The sequence below is a fragment of the Paracoccus sp. SMMA_5_TC genome, assembly GCF_009696685.2.
Lineage (GTDB): Bacteria > Pseudomonadota > Alphaproteobacteria > Rhodobacterales > Rhodobacteraceae > Paracoccus.
This window is the reverse complement of sequence record NZ_CP102355.1, coordinates 1,257,855-1,272,489: the sequence shown is the minus strand read 5'-3', so window position 1 is coordinate 1,272,489 and position 14,635 is coordinate 1,257,855. Positions and strand designations below refer to the sequence as shown.

Genomic DNA, 14,635 nt, shown 5'->3' with positions numbered 1-14,635 from the left:
GAGACCCCGATGACCCGCACCGTCTATCTCAACGGCGAATACCTGCCCGAGGCCGAGGCCCGGGTGTCGATCTTTGATCGCGGCTTTGTCATGGCCGATGGCGTCTATGAGGTGACCAGCGTGCTGGACGGCAAGCTGCTGGATTTCCCGGGCCATCTGGCGCGGCTTGGCCGCTCGCTCGAGGCGCTGCAGATCCGCAACCCGCTGACGGATGACGAATGGCTGGCCATCCACCGGAAACTGGTCGAGCTGAACGGCATCGAGGAAGGCATGGTCTATCTGCAGGTGACGCGCGGCAACCCCGGCGACCGCGACTTTGCCTTTCCGCCCGCCGACACGCCGCCGACGGTGGTGCTTTTCACCCAGGCCAAGCCGGGGCTGGCGGCCAATCCGCAAGCGCGCACCGGCATCCGGGTGATCTCGGTCGAGGATTTGCGCTGGGCCCGGCGTGACATCAAGACCGTGCAGCTACTGTATCCCTCGCTGGCCAAGATGCAGGCCAAGGCCCAGGGCGCCGACGACGCCTGGCTGGTCGAGGACGGGTTCGTGACCGAAGGAACGTCGAACAATACCTATATCGTCAAGGACGGCCGCATCATCACCCGGCAGCTGTCCAACGACATCCTGCACGGCATCACCCGCGCCGCCCTGCTGCGCTTTGCCCGCGAGGCGCAGATGCAGATCGAGGAACGCCCCTTCACCATCGCCGAGGCGCAGGCCGCGGACGAGGCGTTCTTTACCTCGGCCTCGGCCTTCGTGATGCCGGTGGTGGAAATCGACGGCGCGGTGCTGGGCGATGGCAAGCCCGGGCCGATCACCACTCGCCTGCGCGAGATCTACCTGGAAGAATCGCGCAAAACCGCGATCTGACCGGACAGGGGGCGCGGCTTGGTCCCGCGCCCGCCGCCCGCTGCAATCACGCGAGGTCGCGGGTAACCGCGATATTGCGCACATTGGCCGCCTGCACCCCGCGCAGCAAGGCCACCTCTTGCCCGTCCAGCAGCAGGCGCACGTCCTCGCCGTCCTGGACCAGCTGATATTCGCCCGCGCCGGCGTAATCGGCAGGCAGGCCGATGTTCAGCCGGTCGGCGCTGCCGTAAAGGATTTCCGCCGCGCCGCCGGCATCGCCGCGCAGCATGATCTGGTCGCTGCCGGTGCCCGGATCGACGAAATCGCCGGCGCCGGCATGAATGGTGTCATCGCCCGCGCCGCCCAGCAGGCTGTCGCGCGCATCGGCATCCGAGGCATCTGGCGACAGGATCAGGTCGTCGCCGTCGCCGCCGTCGATCTGCACCCGGCCGCCCAGATCCTCGAGCCGGTCGTCGCCGTCATCGCCCCACAGCGCGTGATCGCCGCCGTTGACGATGATGGTATCGTTGCCGCTGCCGCCGTGGATGGAATCGGCGCCCTCGTCGGCGCCGGGGTTCGCCGCGCCATAGACATCGTCATCCGCGCCCAGATAGATTTCGTCATCGCCGGCATCGGCGTCGACGGTATCACGGCCAAGCCCGCCATAGACCAGGTCGTCGCCCGCCCCTGCGGCGATGGAATCGTTGCCCCCCATCCCCAGGATGGCATCGCCGGCATCGGTGCCGGTCAGGATGTCGTCCTCGGCCGTGCCTTCGATCACCTCGCGGCCACCGGTGGGATCGCCCGGCTCCTCGGGCGGAACATCGTCGTCGTTATTGGCGACCAGCGCCCCGATTCCGGCCAGACCCAGCAGCCCGACCACCAGGAAAAGCATTTCGTTCATCGCACCCTCGTCCGCTGTTGGCCGCAGGATAGACCGACGCCGGCCGCCGCGGCAACCGGCGAAAGCCGCTCCTCCGCGCCCTGTTCAATGCCCCAGGATCTGGCTGAGAAACAGCTTGGTGCGTTCGGATTTGGGGTTGTTGAAGAACTCCTTGGGCGTGTTCTGTTCGACGATCTGGCCCTGGTCCATGAAGATGACCCGATGCGCCACCGCCTGGGCAAAGCCCATCTCATGGGTGACGCACAGCATGGTCATGCCGTCCTCGGCCAATTCGATCATGGTGTCCAGGACCTCCTTGATCATCTCGGGGTCCAGGGCCGATGTCGGCTCGTCGAACAGCATGATGCGCGGGCGCATGCACAGCGCGCGCGCGATCGCCACGCGCTGCTGCTGGCCGCCGGACAGCTGGCCGGGGTATTTATGCGCCTGATCGGGGATCTTGACCTTGGTCAGGAAATGCATCGCCGTTTCTTCGGCCTGCTGGCGCGGGATCTTGCGCACCCAGATCGGCGCCAGGGTGCAGTTTTCCAGGATGGTCAGATGCGGGAACAGGTTGAAGTGCTGGAACACCATCCCGACCTCGGACCGGACCTTGTCGATGTTCTTCAGATCATGGGTCAGTTCGGTGCCATCGACGACTATCTTGCCGGACTGGTGTTCCTCGAGCCGGTTGATGCAGCGGATCAGCGTCGATTTCCCCGACCCCGAGGGGCCGGCGATGACGATGCGCTCGCCGCGGCCAACGCTCAGATCGATGTCGCGCAGGACGTGAAAGGTGCCATACCATTTGTTCAGGCGCGAAATCTCGATCGCGGCTTCGGCCATCGGGGCCTGGATAGGTTGGTTCTGGGCCATGGAATGCTCCTCAGCGGTGGTCGCGCTTCAGCCGGCGTTCGAGATACATCGAATAGCGCGACATGCCGAAACAGATGATGAAGAAGATCGCCCCGACGAAGATATAGGGCTCCCAATAGGCGCCTTTCCATTCGAAGCTGGCGCGGATGGTGTCGGCCATGGCCTTCAGCGGGTCGAACAGGCCGACAAAGACCACCAGCGTGGTGTCCTTGAACATGCCGATGAAGGTCGAGACGATGCCGGGGATCGAGATTTTCAGCGCCTGCGGCAGGATGATCAGCCGCTGCGCCTTCCAGTAATCCAGTCCCAGCGCATCGGCGGCCTCGTATTGCCCCCTGGGCAGGGCGGCCAGACCGCCGCGGATCACCTCGGCCATATAGGCGGCCGAAAAGATCGTGACCATGATGATGACCCGCAGGATGATGTCGAAATTCGTGCCGGGCGGCAGGAAATAGTTCAGCAGCAGCGATGCCACGAACAGCAGCGTGATCAGCGGCACCCCGCGGATGAACTCGATGAACATCACCGCCATCATCTTGATGATGGGCAGGTCGGATCGCCGCGCCAGGGCAAGCACCACACCCAGCGGCAGCGACAGCGCGATGCCGGCCACGCCGATGGTGATGGACAGCACGAATCCCCCGAACTGATCCGAGGATACCGGCTGCAGCCGCAAGGGCAGCACCGCAGAGAGCATATTGGCAACCGGTGCGGAAAGCAGCAGCCACCAGATTGCCGCGCCCACCACTGCGGCGGCGAATGCCGCCATGCCCAGCCGTGCCGCAAGCAGTCGCCAGATGCCGAAGCCGATGGCAAAGCCGGCAAGGGCCGCGATTTCCTGCCACAGCGATCCCCCCCACAGCAGCCAGACCGCCACGAAGGGATAGACCAGGGTTGCCAGCAATGCCCATCCCGGCCGCATCTCGACCATCAGCGCCCAGGCGATCATCACCCCCGCGATCAGCAGCAGCGCCGTGCCGCCTGCGCCCAGCAGCGCGCAGAACAGCACCGTCAGCACCACCGCCAGCCCCAGCACGATATGGCGCGCGCGCGGGCTTTCGGAAAACAGCACCGGCGCCAGCGCCAGGAACAGCAGGCCAAAGGCCAGCACCGGGCGCCAATACAGCGCCTGCGGGTAGAAGCCGAAGACGAACTGGTTCCAGCGGTGCTTGATGATGGCAAAACAGGCGCCATGGGCGCCCTCGCCCCAGGTCTCGGCGATGATGCGGCGACAATCGGCCATGCTGTCGGCGTTCCAGACAGAATGCGACAGCCAGGGCCAGATCGTGCCGACCACCAGCCAGACGATGGCCAGGCCAAGGATGGTCAGCCCGATGTTGAGCGGCCCCGAGAACAGGTTCTCGCGCAGCCATTTGACCGCGCCGCGTTCCGACACCGGCGGTGGCTGCGGCGGCAGCATGGTGTCGCGGACATAGGCGGTGGTTTGGGCGTGGGTCTCACTCATCTCACCGCTCCTTCAGCTTGACGCGACTGTTGAACACGTTCATCGCGCCCGAGATGATCAGGCTCAGCGCCAGATAGATGCCCATCATCAGGATCATGCATTCCATCTCGCGCCCGGTCTGGTTCAGGGTCGTGCCCCCCAGCGTGCCGCGCAGATCCATGTAGCCGACGGCAATGGCCAGAGAACTGTTCTTGGTCAGGTTCAGATATTGCGAGATCAGCGGCGGCACGATCACCCGCAGCGCCTGCGGCAGGATCACCAGCGACATGGTGCGGCGCGGACGCAGCCCCAGGGCATAGGCGGCCTCGGTCTGACCCTTGCTGACGGCCAGAATGCCGGCGCGCACGATTTCGGCGATGAAGGCGCCGGTATAAAGGGTCAGCGCCAGCCACAGCACCACCAGCGAGTTGTCCACATTGATCCCGCCGGCAAAGTTGAAGCCGCGCAGCTCTGGCGGCACCAGATGCAGACCGTAATACCAGCTGAGCAGCAGCACCGGCAGCACGAACAGCGCCAGGCTGATCCACCAGGTCGAGGGACGACGCCCGGTGGCATCCTGAATGCGCTGCGCCCAGGCCTTGAGGCGGCGATGCGCGATCCAGGCCGCAGTCAGCACGGCTGCAAAGACGATGACCGCCCAGCTGATGCCCTCGCGCCCCAGTGCAATCGTGCCGGGCGGATTGGTCATGGCCAGGGACGGGATGGCCGTATAGCGATTGGTGGGGGCAATGGTGTCGAACAGGATCATGCTGGCCTGCGGATTCTCTCCGCGATAGGCATTGGGCGCCGGGATCACCTCGGTAAAGATGGCCAGGATCACCAGAATCCACAGCAGCAGCGGCACGTTGCGGAATATTTCCACATAGATCGTCATCAGCCGCGCGATGAGCCAGTTCGACGACAGCCGCAGCACCCCCGCGATCACGCCCACGATGGTGGCCGCGATGCAGCCCAGCACCGACACCAGCAAGGTGTTCAGCAGCCCCACCACGGTCGCCCGCAGATGCGTGTCGTCCGAGGTATAGGGGATCAGCTGCTGCGGTATGTCGTAACCTGCGCGACGGAACAGAAAGTCGAAGCTGAAGGTCTTGCCCATCACGGCAAGGTTGCGCACCGTGTTGTCGATCAGCCAGCTGGCAAACAGCATCACCAGGATAAAGACGATCGCCTGCAAGGTCAGCGAGCGGTAGCGCTGGTCATAGACCAGCATGGACAATCGGAATGGCGGCTTCTCCGCCCCCGGATAGGTAACCATGATCCAGAACCCCCTGTGCCGGCTGGCATCCGGGTCTTTGACCTCTTGCTGGCCGCCGGCCTTATTTTGTGTGGGCACGGGGAAGCTGTCCCCGCGCCCTCTGTTCAGCCGCGATCAGCGGAACGGCATGGCATACATCAGGCCACCCTGGGTCCACTGCGCGTTCAGGCCGCGCGCCAGACCGATGGGGGTCTGCTCGCCGATGGTGGCGGCAAAGATTTCACCATAGTTCCCGCTGGCCTTGATCGCGCGCTTGGCCCATTCGGCATCCAGACCCAGCATCTTGCCAAGATCGTCGGTGGTGCCCAGCAGACGCTGCACCTCGGGATTCTGCGAGGATTTCGCCAGCTCATCGATATTGGCCGAGGTGACGCCATATTCCTCGGCCGCGATCAGCGCGTAAAGCGTCCAGCGGGCAATGTCGCCCCAGTTGTTGTCGCCATGGCGCACCGCCGGCCCCAAGGGCTCTTTCGAGATGATCTCGGGCAGGATGATGTGGTTTTCCGGATCGGCAAAAGCCGCGCGCGTCGCCGCCAGACCCGAGGCATCGGTGGTGTAGGCGTCGCAGGCATTGGCCAGATACTGCTGTTCGCCCTCGGCGTTGCTGTCGATGTTGACCGGCTTGTAGGTCATGCCATTCGACTTGAAGTAATCGGCAAGGTTCAGTTCGGTCGTGGTTCCGGTCTGGATGCAGATGGTTGCGTCGTTCAGTTCCTTGGCCGAGCTGACCCCCAGATCTTTGCGCACCATGAAGCCCTGGCCGTCGTAGTAGTTGACCCCCACGAAGTCCAGTTTCAGATCGGTATCGCGCTGGAACGTCCAGGTCGAGTTGCGGGCCAGGATATCCACCTCGCCGGAGCTCAGCGCGGTGAAGCGTGTCTGCCCGGTCGTCGGGACATACTTGACCTTCGAGGCATCGCCCAGGACTGCCGCGGCCATTGCCTTGCAGAAGGCCACGTCAAAGCCGGACCAGTTGCCGTTCGCATCGGGCGCGGCAAACCCCACCAGACCGGTGTTCACGCCGCAGTTCAGCACGCCACGGGCCTTGACCTCTTTCAGCGTGTCGCCTTCGGCGGCCATGGCCCCCGACGCTGCCAGCGCCATTGCCGTGACCGAACCGAACAATACCGATTTCTTCATGGATTTCCTCACTGTTGTTTCCCGGGTTCCCCTGTGACAGCCGCGCATCGCTCGCCGCCAACGGCCCCGTTTTCACAAGGAGCGTTAATACCCCCATAAGCGGCATTGTGCCGATGCAGAGGAATGCGTCAAGAAGAAGCCGATCTGCGCGCCTCAGATCCGGCTGAGCCGCCAGAGCCGTTCGGCGGTCTGCATGGCCACCCGTCGGTCGGCCGCCGCCTCCTCGGCCTCATCATCGCGGCCCCAGCGTTCCGCCTGAAAATCCTCGTCTATTCGCGAAAGTCTATGGGCCTCGCCCGCGTCAATCCGTCCCCGGATCACGGCCAGACCCAGCACCAGGGATCCGGGCAGCGTGACCAGATCGTGCAGCGCGGTCAGCCCGAATATGTCCAGCCCCGCGACATGCTGATGCAATTGACGTAACGTTTCGGCCTGTTGATCAACCGGGATCACGCCGTGGGTGATGCGCAAAGGCGCGCGCAATTCCGTTGCTGCCCAGTCGATCAACGGATCCCAGCCCGCAGCCTGGGCGGCCACCAACGATTCGGGCGTTTCGGCCCGATAGCACAGCAGATCTGTCCCGCCATAGGCCGCCAGCATCGCCGCCACCTCGTCAAACTGCGGTGTCACCTTTTCGATGGCGGAATTGGCGGCGCGCGTCAGCGGCATCAGCTGTGGCGAGATCACCTCGGGCTGTGCCTGCCATTCCTCGGCAATGGCCAGGGCCAGGGCTTGCGTCGGCAGCGCCAGCGGTTGCTTGCCCGGCGTGCGCAATCTGCGGTCGTCCAGAAGCACGGTCCAGCCCGCAGCATCCTGTTCGACCGAAACTCGGCTCCAGAAACGTCGTGCCTGCCATTCAGCCATCGGCCCACTCCATCAGGGCGCGTGTCAGCGCCGGATAGTCGGGGGCGACCAGATCCGCCCCGGCGGCCAGCAGGCGTGCCGGCGGGTGATAGCCCCAGGAAACACCATAGGCGCGCGTGCCCGCAGCCACCGCCATGGCGATGTCGAATTCGCTGTCGCCCACCATCACCGCGGCATCGGCCCGCACTCCGGCTTCGTCCAGAGCTGCCTGCAACATCGCCGGATGCGGTTTCGAGGGGTGCAGATCGGCCGTTTGCAGGCTGACGAACAGCCGCCCCCAGCCATGGGACGCGATCAGCGCATCAAGCCCGCGCCGCGCCTTGCCGGTGGCCACGGCCAGCAACAGATCGTCGCGCGCGGCCAGCCTTGCCAGACAGTCCTGCGCCCCCGGATACAGCGGCGCATCGCCCTGGGCGCGGCCGCGCAGATAGGCGTTGCGATAACCGGCGACCACCTGCTGCTGCTGGCGCGCCGAGGCCTCGGGCACCAGCTGCGCCACGGCCACCGGCAGCGACAGCCCGACGATGGCCAGGATGGCCGCACGCGGCAGCGCCGGCAGACCGGCATCGGCAAGCCCCGCATTCATCGCCGATACGATCATGTCCTGACTGTCGATCAGCGTGCCATCGACATCGAAAACCACCAGCTTCATGTCGGATCGGCGAACGGGTCTTCGGGCACGTCCTGTTCCGACCAGCCCAGCGTGGCCCAGGTGCGCTGCATGTGTTCCGGCAAGGGTGCGGTCACGGTCACCAGCTTCTTGGTGATCGGATGCTCGAACCGGATCATCCGGGCGTGCAGATGCAGCTTGCGGCTGATCTCGCCGCCCAGCTGCGCACCCCAGCCGTCACCCAGGTTTTCCTGACCCGAGCCGCCGTATTTGCCGTCGCCGACGATGGGATGGCCCATTTCGGCCATATGCGCGCGCAACTGGTGGGTGCGACCGGTCACCGGCACCATCGCCACCCAGGCCACCCGCCCGCCCAGGCCCGACAACACGGCGTAATCGGTATGGGCGCGCTTGGCGCCCTCGGTCGTGGCCACGGCCGAAGGGTGGATGGCCAGCATCCTTTCGCCTTCGCCACCGCGGCCGCGGCCGGGCGCCTTGACCAGACCGTATCTGATCGAACCCATGCGGGGATGCGGCACGCCCGCCACCGCCGCCCAATAGATCTTGCGCGTCAGCCGATGGCGGAATGCCTCGGACAGGGCGCGGGCAATGCGGTCGGTGCGCGCCAGCAACAGCACGCCCGAAGTATCCTTGTCCAGGCGATGCACCAGTTTCGGCCGATCCTTGTAGCCGAACATCAACGCCTCGGTCAGGCCGTCCACATGCCGATCGCCCTGCCCCGAGCCGCCTTGAGACGGCAGACCGGGCGGTTTGTTCAGCGCAATCACATGTTCGTCGCGCCACAGGACGCAGCCCTGGATCATCTCGGCATCCGAAGCTTTGACGCGCGCCCTGACCGGCGCCGCGACCGGTGCCGAGGGCGCGGGCAGCGGCGGCACACGCACCTCCTGACCGGGGACGATGCGGGTGCTGGCCTTGACCCGGCCACCATCGACCCGCAATTGCCCGGTGCGGCACCACTTTTCCACCGCACCTTGGCTCAGCTGCGGAAACCGCTTCTTCAGCCAGCGGTCCAGACGCTGATCGCCCTCGTCTGCGCCGACATAGATGGTTTGAACGGCGCTCATCGCCTGCTCCTTGTTTCATGGGCCGTCAGGTCCGACACGCGCCCCTGGCCCAAACCGTGGCGGTCGCCGGAACGCGCAGGCAAACCGATCATGCCTTGCCCTCTGTCCGGCGCTTGTGGCGCAGGCTGGCGAACCATTCAACGCGCTTTTTCAACTCGCGCTCGAATCCGCGCTCGACCGGCAGATACAGAACAGGTCGCTTCATGCCATCGGGAAAATAGTTCTGCCCGGAAAACCCGTCCTCGGCATCGTGGTCATAGGCATAGCCGGCGCCATAACCCTGATCGGCCATCAGCGCGGTGGGCGCATTCAGGATATGCCGGGGCGGCATCTGGCTGCCTGAACGCCGCGCCAGGTCGCGCGCCGCCTTGTAGGCCACATAGCCGGCGTTCGATTTCGGCGCCAGCGCCAGATACAGCACCGCCTGCGCCAGTGCCAGTTCACCCTCGGGCGAGCCCAACCGTTCGTAAAGCGCCCAGGCATCCAGGCAATGGCGCTGCGCCGCCGGATCGGCCAGGCCGATGTCCTCGACCGCCATGCGCGTCAGCCGCCGGGCAATATAGCGCGGATCCTCGCCCCCCTCGAGCATCCGCGCCAGCCAGTAAAGCGCCGCATCGGGGTCACTGCCGCGCACCGATTTGTGCAGCGCCGAAATCAGGTTGTAGTGTTCGTCGCCGGACTTGTCATATTTCGGCGCCCGCCGCATCAACCGCTGTGCCAGTTGTTCGGGATCAAGCTTGCCCGGCAGCTTCCAGGACATCACTTGCTCGATCAGGTTCAGCGCCGCGCGCCCGTCGCCATCGGCCATCTCGAGCAGCCGCTCGCGCGCGGGGGCGGTCAGCGGCAGCGGCCGGTTCAGGCTGCGCTCGGCACGTTGGGCCAGATGTTCCAGATCGGCCAGGCTCAGCCGTTCCAGCACCATGACCTGGGCGCGCGACAACAAGGCTGCGTTCAGTTCAAAGCTGGGGTTTTCCGTGGTTGCGCCCACCAGGATGATGGTTCCATCCTCCATCAACGGCAGGAAACTGTCCTGCTGCGCCTTGTTGAAGCGATGGATTTCGTCGACGAACAGCAAGGTTCCGCGGCCCTGCTGACGGCGCAGCCGCGCCGCATCGAAAACCTTGCGCAGTTCCGGCACCCCTGAAAAGATCGCCGAGATCTGCACGAAGGTCAGATCGGTTTCGCGGGCAAGCAGCCGCGCGATGGTGGTCTTGCCGACCCCGGGCGGCCCCCACAGGATCAGCGAGGACAGCCGCCCTGACGCCAGCATCGCGCCCAGCGGAGCCTCGGGATCCAGCAGCTTGTGCTGGCCGACCACATCCGCCAGACGCGCGGGACGCAGGCGATCGGCCAGCGGCCTTGCCGTAAGGGCGGAATCATCATCCGCGCTGGATGGTGTGTCGAACAGATCAGCCATGGAAGCGGCATGTTACGCCGGTCCCATGGCGGACGAAAGACGAACCTGCACCGGCCGGCTCAGTGCATCTTGGTCGCAAGGTTGATCGAAACGCACTGGAAATAGCCATCGTCGATCCAGACCACCGGACCCATGGCTTGCGCATCCAGCCCGCAGGGCAGCAGCCACCGTGGCCATGTCGCCGCCACAAGACAAACCAGCCGCGCCGCGCCCAGCTCGCGCGCCGAATTGGTCATTTCAGCAACCAGATTCAGATGCACGCGGCGGCGCTCGCGCTGCGGAATGCTGTGATCGACAAACAGCCGGCTGGCTTCCCAGGTGCTGGCTTCGACCGGGGCCGGAGCGTCCAGCAGATTCTTGGGGATCGACCCGCCCAGCAGGTCCAGTTGCGCATCGCGAATCATGTAGGAATACATCCCGCATTTGGCCGTCGTGGGCGTCAGCCGCACACCGGCAAGCACACGGTCGTTCTGGTGAATCGCGACCCAGCGGCTCATCGGGGTGTCGTATTGGTCGAACTCCATGTCGTCGGTCTGGGGCAGATCCCAGCGTTTCTGGACGATGAAGCTTTGTTTGCGCGCACGGAAAATGTTTGCGAACAGCTCGCCGTGGTTGTGGATGTTGGCGAAAGACAGAGTGGTGGTTTGCATGGTGGTCTCCTGGGGTGGTGGTGTGGTGGTGGTCCCCAGGGTGCACCGCAGCAGCGGGCGGAACTGACTACAGCAAGCGGTAATCCTTGGCCCGTTGCAGCGCCTCGGCTGTCGTACGCGCCATCAGTCGTTCACGCGCCGATATGAGACGAGCCTTGAATGCGCTTTCCGTGATACCAAGTTTGGCAGCCGCTGCTGCATGTCGGTCCCCTTCTGCGATGCACCTCAGGGCTTCCTGTTGCGCCTTTGTCAGGCTTTCCGGCGGCTCGGTGATGTCATGAAGCCGCCGAATCGTGGTCGAGATCACATCGATTTCCTCATCCGTGAACTCGCGCTTGTCATGTGCGAAAGCCGCGATGGTGCGCGACTTGATCGGCCCGTGCGCCACCACCAGACCGTAATGCAGACCATGATCCGCCGCGTCCTGCAGGATCGAGAACGGATCGGGGATCGGCAATACACTCCAGCGGCAGGCGCCTGTCGTCGAGAAACCCCAGGCGATGGTGGGATCGCGCAGGGCATAGGCCCGCTCGGAATAGCGCTGCGCCCATTCCTTGTTATAGGTCTGGAACTGCATCAGCGGTGCAGCAAAGCGAATGTGCAGCCCAATGAAATAGCCCGCCGGGGCTAGCTTCTTCAGCTTGGCAAGTGCCGCATTGATTTCCGCGCGAGACGACATGTCGATTTGTACAGATTGTGTTTATTACCGGTTAGCACAAGAAATGGCATGGTTCCCAGCGTATTCAAGCAAATCCGCGCTGGCGAGTCCGAGTTTGTCGGCATGCCGCAAGGTCAACTTGACGGCAATCTTTGCGTGAACCGTCGCATTTTGACGATACGGATACGTGTATCCGTCAAAATCCCTTTTCTTCCTGACGCTTGCCCAGAATGCGATTCACGGAATCGTGGCCGACACCGTCACGCTTTTTCTTCCACTGTGACAAAAATCCCGCAGCGAAATAATCCGCTGCGGGCATAACGATTCGTTAACCGTAAGAAAGATTTAATTTTCTTACGATTCGTCGGCTGCCGATTCGGCCTCGAGGCGGGCGCGATCGGCTGCACCCTTGGCGCTGGTGTCGCGATCGACGAATTCGATGATCGCCATCGGGGCCATGTCACCATAGCGGAAACCGGCCTTCAGCACGCGGGTGTAGCCGCCGTTGCGTTCCTTGTAGCGCGGGCCCAGAACTTCGAACAGCTTGGCGACATCCTTGTCCTGCTTCAGCACGGCGGCCGCCTGACGGCGCGCGTGCAGATCGCCGCGTTTGGCCAGTGTGATCAGCTTTTCGACCACCGGGCGCAATTCCTTGGCCTTGGGCAGGGTCGTCTTGATCTGCTCATGCTCGATCAGCGAACCGGCCAGGTTGGCAAACAGCGCCTTGCGGTGCTCGTGGGTGCGGTTGAGGCGGCGATAGCCGCGGGCGTGACGCATGATGTTCTCCTATGACGTCTTTTTGCTTTGTCCGGCGACCCATGCGTGGCGGGCCGCTCTCCTTGGGGCGGGATGCCCGGTGCGGCGGGGGTTGCCCCCCGCCGAAACTTCAGAACTGGTCGTCGAAGCGCTTGGCCAGATCCTCGATGTTTTCTGGCGGCCAGTCCACGACATCCATGCCCAGATGCAGCCCCATGCTGGACAGCACTTCCTTGATCTCGTTCAAGGATTTGCGACCAAAGTTCGGGGTGCGCAGCATCTCGGCCTCGGTCTTCTGGATCAGGTCGCCGATATAGACGATGTTGTCGTTCTTGAGGCAGTTGGCCGAACGCACCGACAGTTCCAGCTCGTCCACCTTCTTCAACAGGCGCGGATCGAACTCCAGCCCATCCTCGGCGTCCGAGCGGCTGGCGGTTTCCGGCTCCTCGAAGTTCACGAACACCGACAGCTGGTCCTGGATGATGCGCGCAGCATAGGCCACCGCATCCTCGGGGGTCAGCGAACCGTCGGTTTCGACCTTCATGGTCAGCTTGTCATAGTCCAGCACCTGGCCCTCGCGGGTGGGCGTGACTTCGTAGCTGACGCGCTTGACCGGCGAGAAGATGGCGTCGATCGGGATCAGGCCGATGGGCGCATCCTCGGGGCGATTCTTGTCGGCGGCGACGTAACCCTTGCCATTGGCAACGGTCAGCTCCATGTGCAGTTCGGCGCCCTCGTCGAGGTGGCAGATGACATGGTCGCGGTTCAGGATGGTGATGCCTGCGGTTTCCTGGATGTCGCCGGCCTTGACCTCGCCCGGGCCCTTGGCCGACAGCGTCAGCCGCTTGGGCGCATCGACTTCCATCTTCAGCGTCACGCCCTTGAGGTTCAGGACGATGTCGGTCACGTCCTCGCGGACGCCGGGAACCGAGGAAAACTCGTGCAGAACATTGTCGATCTGAACCGAAGTGATGGCCGCGCCTTGCAGCGACGACAGCAGCACCCGACGCAGCGCGTTGCCCAGCGTCAGGCCGAAGCCGCGCTCGAGCGGTTCCGCCACGACGGTGGCGACGCGGGACGAATCGGCCCCAGGCTTGATTTCAAGCTGAGTGGGCTTGATGAGTTCGGCCCAATTCTTGTGGATCATGCGTTGCCTCCATACCTGTTCCCGACCCATGATCGGTGGCCGGAAACGCCCGAGGTGAAAAAGCGTAAAGCGCCCCGCGCGGAAACCCCGCGCGGAACGCGTCGTGATTAACGGGAATCAGACCCGACGGCGCTTCGGCGGGCGGCAACCGTTGTGGGCGATCGGCGTCACATCACGGATCGCCGTGATGTTGAACCCGACCGCGGCCAGCGCGCGCAGCGCCGATTCGCGGCCCGAACCGGGGCCCTGCACCTCGACCTCGAGCGTGCGGACGCCGTGTTCCTGCGCCTTGCGGCCGGCATCCTCGGCGGCCATCTGTGCGGCATAGGGGGTCGATTTCCGCGATCCCTTGAAGCCCATGGTGCCAGCCGACGACCAGGAAATGGCGTTGCCCTGCACGTCCGAAATCAGGATCTTGGTGTTGTTGAACGAGCTGTTCACATGCGCCACGCCGGTGGCGATGTTCTTGCGCTCCTTGCGCTTGATGCGGGTCTTGTCGCGTGCCATGTCCGTTCCCCCTTACTTCTTCTTGCCGGCGATGGGTTTCGCCGGGCCCTTGCGGGTGCGGGCATTGGTGTGGGTGCGCTGACCGCGGACCGGCAGGCCGCGACGGTGGCGCAGACCACGATACGACCCCAGGTCCATCATGCGCTTGATGTTCATCTGCGTCTCGCGGCGCAGGTCGCCTTCGACGGTGTAATTGGCGTCGATGTATTCGCGGATCTTCAGAACTTCGGCGTCCGACAGTTCGTTCACGCGGCGCGTCGGCTCGATACCGACGGCGGTCACGATCTCTTCGGCGAATTTCGGGCCGATCCCGTGGATGTAGGTCAGTGCGATCGGGACACGTTTCCCGGTCGGAATGTTGACGCCAGCAATACGAGCCACGCGTGCTTCCTTTTCTGCGTTGCGGTTCCGTAGCGCCGGAACCTTTTTTCACAACCAAAGACCCGAAAGCATCGCCTTCGGGCCTTCAA

16 protein-coding genes are annotated in these 14,635 nt (G+C 64.2%); 1 reads left to right on the top strand and 15 read right to left on the bottom strand.

Annotation, left to right across the window (positions count from 1 at the left end):
- Positions 1-9: 9 nt before the first annotated feature.
- Positions 10-870, top strand: a complete 861-nt coding sequence (locus GB880_RS06405) for a D-amino-acid transaminase (protein ID WP_154490380.1) — start codon at positions 10-12, stop codon at positions 868-870.
- A 46-nt stretch (positions 871-916) separates the two neighbouring features.
- Here the strand turns inward: GB880_RS06405 and GB880_RS06400 are convergent, their stop codons facing one another.
- From GB880_RS06400 to rpsM, 15 genes are all read right to left on the bottom strand, one after another.
- Positions 917-1,753, bottom strand: coding sequence for a calcium-binding protein (locus tag GB880_RS06400; RefSeq protein WP_154490382.1), 837 nt, complete (start codon positions 1,751-1,753; stop codon positions 917-919).
- An 84-nt stretch (positions 1,754-1,837) separates the two neighbouring features.
- Positions 1,838-2,608 (bottom strand): amino acid ABC transporter ATP-binding protein, encoded by a 771-nt coding sequence (locus GB880_RS06395; RefSeq protein ID WP_154490384.1) that lies wholly within the window; start codon positions 2,606-2,608, stop codon positions 1,838-1,840.
- A 10-nt stretch (positions 2,609-2,618) separates the two neighbouring features.
- Positions 2,619-4,073 (bottom strand): amino acid ABC transporter permease, encoded by a 1,455-nt coding sequence (locus GB880_RS06390; RefSeq protein WP_154490386.1) that lies wholly within the window; start codon positions 4,071-4,073, stop codon positions 2,619-2,621.
- Between the two features lies 1 nt (position 4,074).
- A complete protein-coding gene (locus GB880_RS06385) occupies positions 4,075-5,328 on the bottom strand; it encodes an amino acid ABC transporter permease (protein ID WP_154490388.1) in 1,254 nt (417 codons plus the stop codon).
- Positions 5,329-5,442: 114 nt separating this feature from the next.
- On the bottom strand, positions 5,443-6,468 hold the full coding sequence (locus GB880_RS06380) for an amino acid ABC transporter substrate-binding protein (protein ID WP_154490390.1): 1,026 nt from the start codon (positions 6,466-6,468) through the stop codon (positions 5,443-5,445).
- Between the two features lie 153 nt (positions 6,469-6,621).
- Positions 6,622-7,332, bottom strand: coding sequence for an ATP12 family chaperone protein (locus tag GB880_RS06375; protein ID WP_154490392.1), 711 nt, complete (start codon positions 7,330-7,332; stop codon positions 6,622-6,624).
- A complete protein-coding gene (locus GB880_RS06370; protein WP_154490394.1) occupies positions 7,325-7,984 on the bottom strand; it encodes an HAD-IA family hydrolase in 660 nt (219 codons plus the stop codon). Before GB880_RS06370 ends, GB880_RS06375 begins: the two co-directional genes overlap by 8 nt.
- A complete protein-coding gene (locus GB880_RS06365) occupies positions 7,981-9,030 on the bottom strand; it encodes an RluA family pseudouridine synthase (protein WP_154490396.1) in 1,050 nt (349 codons plus the stop codon). Before GB880_RS06365 ends, GB880_RS06370 begins: the two co-directional genes overlap by 4 nt.
- 88 nt (positions 9,031-9,118) lie before the next feature.
- The gene (locus GB880_RS06360; RefSeq protein ID WP_154490398.1) at positions 9,119-10,447 is read right to left on the bottom strand and encodes a replication-associated recombination protein A; all 1,329 of its coding nucleotides are present in this window, start codon (positions 10,445-10,447) and stop codon (positions 9,119-9,121) included.
- A gap of 59 nt (positions 10,448-10,506) precedes the next feature.
- Entirely contained in the window at positions 10,507-11,097 is a 591-nt protein-coding gene (locus tag GB880_RS06355) for an acyl-homoserine-lactone synthase (protein ID WP_154490400.1), read from the bottom strand.
- Positions 11,098-11,164: 67 nt separating this feature from the next.
- Positions 11,165-11,776 carry an autoinducer binding domain-containing protein gene (locus tag GB880_RS06350; RefSeq protein WP_154490402.1) on the bottom strand — a complete coding sequence of 204 codons (612 nt, stop codon included), beginning with the start codon at positions 11,774-11,776 and terminating at the stop codon, positions 11,165-11,167.
- Positions 11,777-12,109: 333 nt separating this feature from the next.
- Positions 12,110-12,532 (bottom strand): 50S ribosomal protein L17, encoded by a 423-nt coding sequence (gene rplQ, locus GB880_RS06345; protein ID WP_154490404.1) that lies wholly within the window; start codon positions 12,530-12,532, stop codon positions 12,110-12,112.
- A gap of 109 nt (positions 12,533-12,641) precedes the next feature.
- Positions 12,642-13,658, bottom strand: coding sequence for a DNA-directed RNA polymerase subunit alpha (locus GB880_RS06340; protein ID WP_154490406.1), 1,017 nt, complete (start codon positions 13,656-13,658; stop codon positions 12,642-12,644).
- Between the two features lie 117 nt (positions 13,659-13,775).
- Positions 13,776-14,165, bottom strand: a complete 390-nt coding sequence (gene rpsK / locus GB880_RS06335; protein ID WP_028713553.1) for a 30S ribosomal protein S11 — start codon at positions 14,163-14,165, stop codon at positions 13,776-13,778.
- A gap of 12 nt (positions 14,166-14,177) precedes the next feature.
- Complete coding sequence (gene rpsM, locus GB880_RS06330; protein ID WP_263467366.1) at positions 14,178-14,546, bottom strand: 30S ribosomal protein S13; 369 nt, start codon at positions 14,544-14,546, stop codon at positions 14,178-14,180.
- Positions 14,547-14,635: the final 89 nt, after the last annotated feature.

What these genes read in the sequence shown, in the direction of transcription:
- GB880_RS06395 (WP_154490384.1), bottom strand. Translation starts at nt 2,608, where the DNA reads ATGGCCCAGAACCAACCTATCCAGGCCCCGATGGCCGAAGCCGCGATC.
- GB880_RS06380 (WP_154490390.1), bottom strand. Translation starts at nt 6,468, where the DNA reads ATGAAGAAATCGGTATTGTTCGGTTCGGTCACGGCAATGGCGCTGGCA.
- GB880_RS06365 (WP_154490396.1), bottom strand. Translation starts at nt 9,030, where the DNA reads ATGAGCGCCGTTCAAACCATCTATGTCGGCGCAGACGAGGGCGATCAG.
- GB880_RS06360 (WP_154490398.1), bottom strand. Translation starts at nt 10,447, where the DNA reads ATGGCTGATCTGTTCGACACACCATCCAGCGCGGATGATGATTCCGCC.
- GB880_RS06355 (WP_154490400.1), bottom strand. Translation starts at nt 11,097, where the DNA reads ATGCAAACCACCACTCTGTCTTTCGCCAACATCCACAACCACGGCGAG.
- GB880_RS06390 (WP_154490386.1), bottom strand. Translation starts at nt 4,073, where the DNA reads ATGAGTGAGACCCACGCCCAAACCACCGCCTATGTCCGCGACACCATG.
- rpsK (WP_028713553.1), bottom strand. Translation starts at nt 14,165, where the DNA reads ATGGCACGCGACAAGACCCGCATCAAGCGCAAGGAGCGCAAGAACATC.
- GB880_RS06375 (WP_154490392.1), bottom strand. Translation starts at nt 7,332, where the DNA reads ATGGCTGAATGGCAGGCACGACGTTTCTGGAGCCGAGTTTCGGTCGAA.
- GB880_RS06385 (WP_154490388.1), bottom strand. Translation starts at nt 5,328, where the DNA reads ATGGTTACCTATCCGGGGGCGGAGAAGCCGCCATTCCGATTGTCCATG.
- GB880_RS06400 (WP_154490382.1), bottom strand. Translation starts at nt 1,753, where the DNA reads ATGAACGAAATGCTTTTCCTGGTGGTCGGGCTGCTGGGTCTGGCCGGA.
- GB880_RS06350 (WP_154490402.1), bottom strand. Translation starts at nt 11,776, where the DNA reads ATGTCGTCTCGCGCGGAAATCAATGCGGCACTTGCCAAGCTGAAGAAG.
- GB880_RS06405 (WP_154490380.1), top strand. Translation starts at nt 10, where the DNA reads ATGACCCGCACCGTCTATCTCAACGGCGAATACCTGCCCGAGGCCGAG.
- GB880_RS06340 (WP_154490406.1), bottom strand. Translation starts at nt 13,658, where the DNA reads ATGATCCACAAGAATTGGGCCGAACTCATCAAGCCCACTCAGCTTGAA.
- GB880_RS06370 (WP_154490394.1), bottom strand. Translation starts at nt 7,984, where the DNA reads ATGAAGCTGGTGGTTTTCGATGTCGATGGCACGCTGATCGACAGTCAG.
- rplQ (WP_154490404.1), bottom strand. Translation starts at nt 12,532, where the DNA reads ATGCGTCACGCCCGCGGCTATCGCCGCCTCAACCGCACCCACGAGCAC.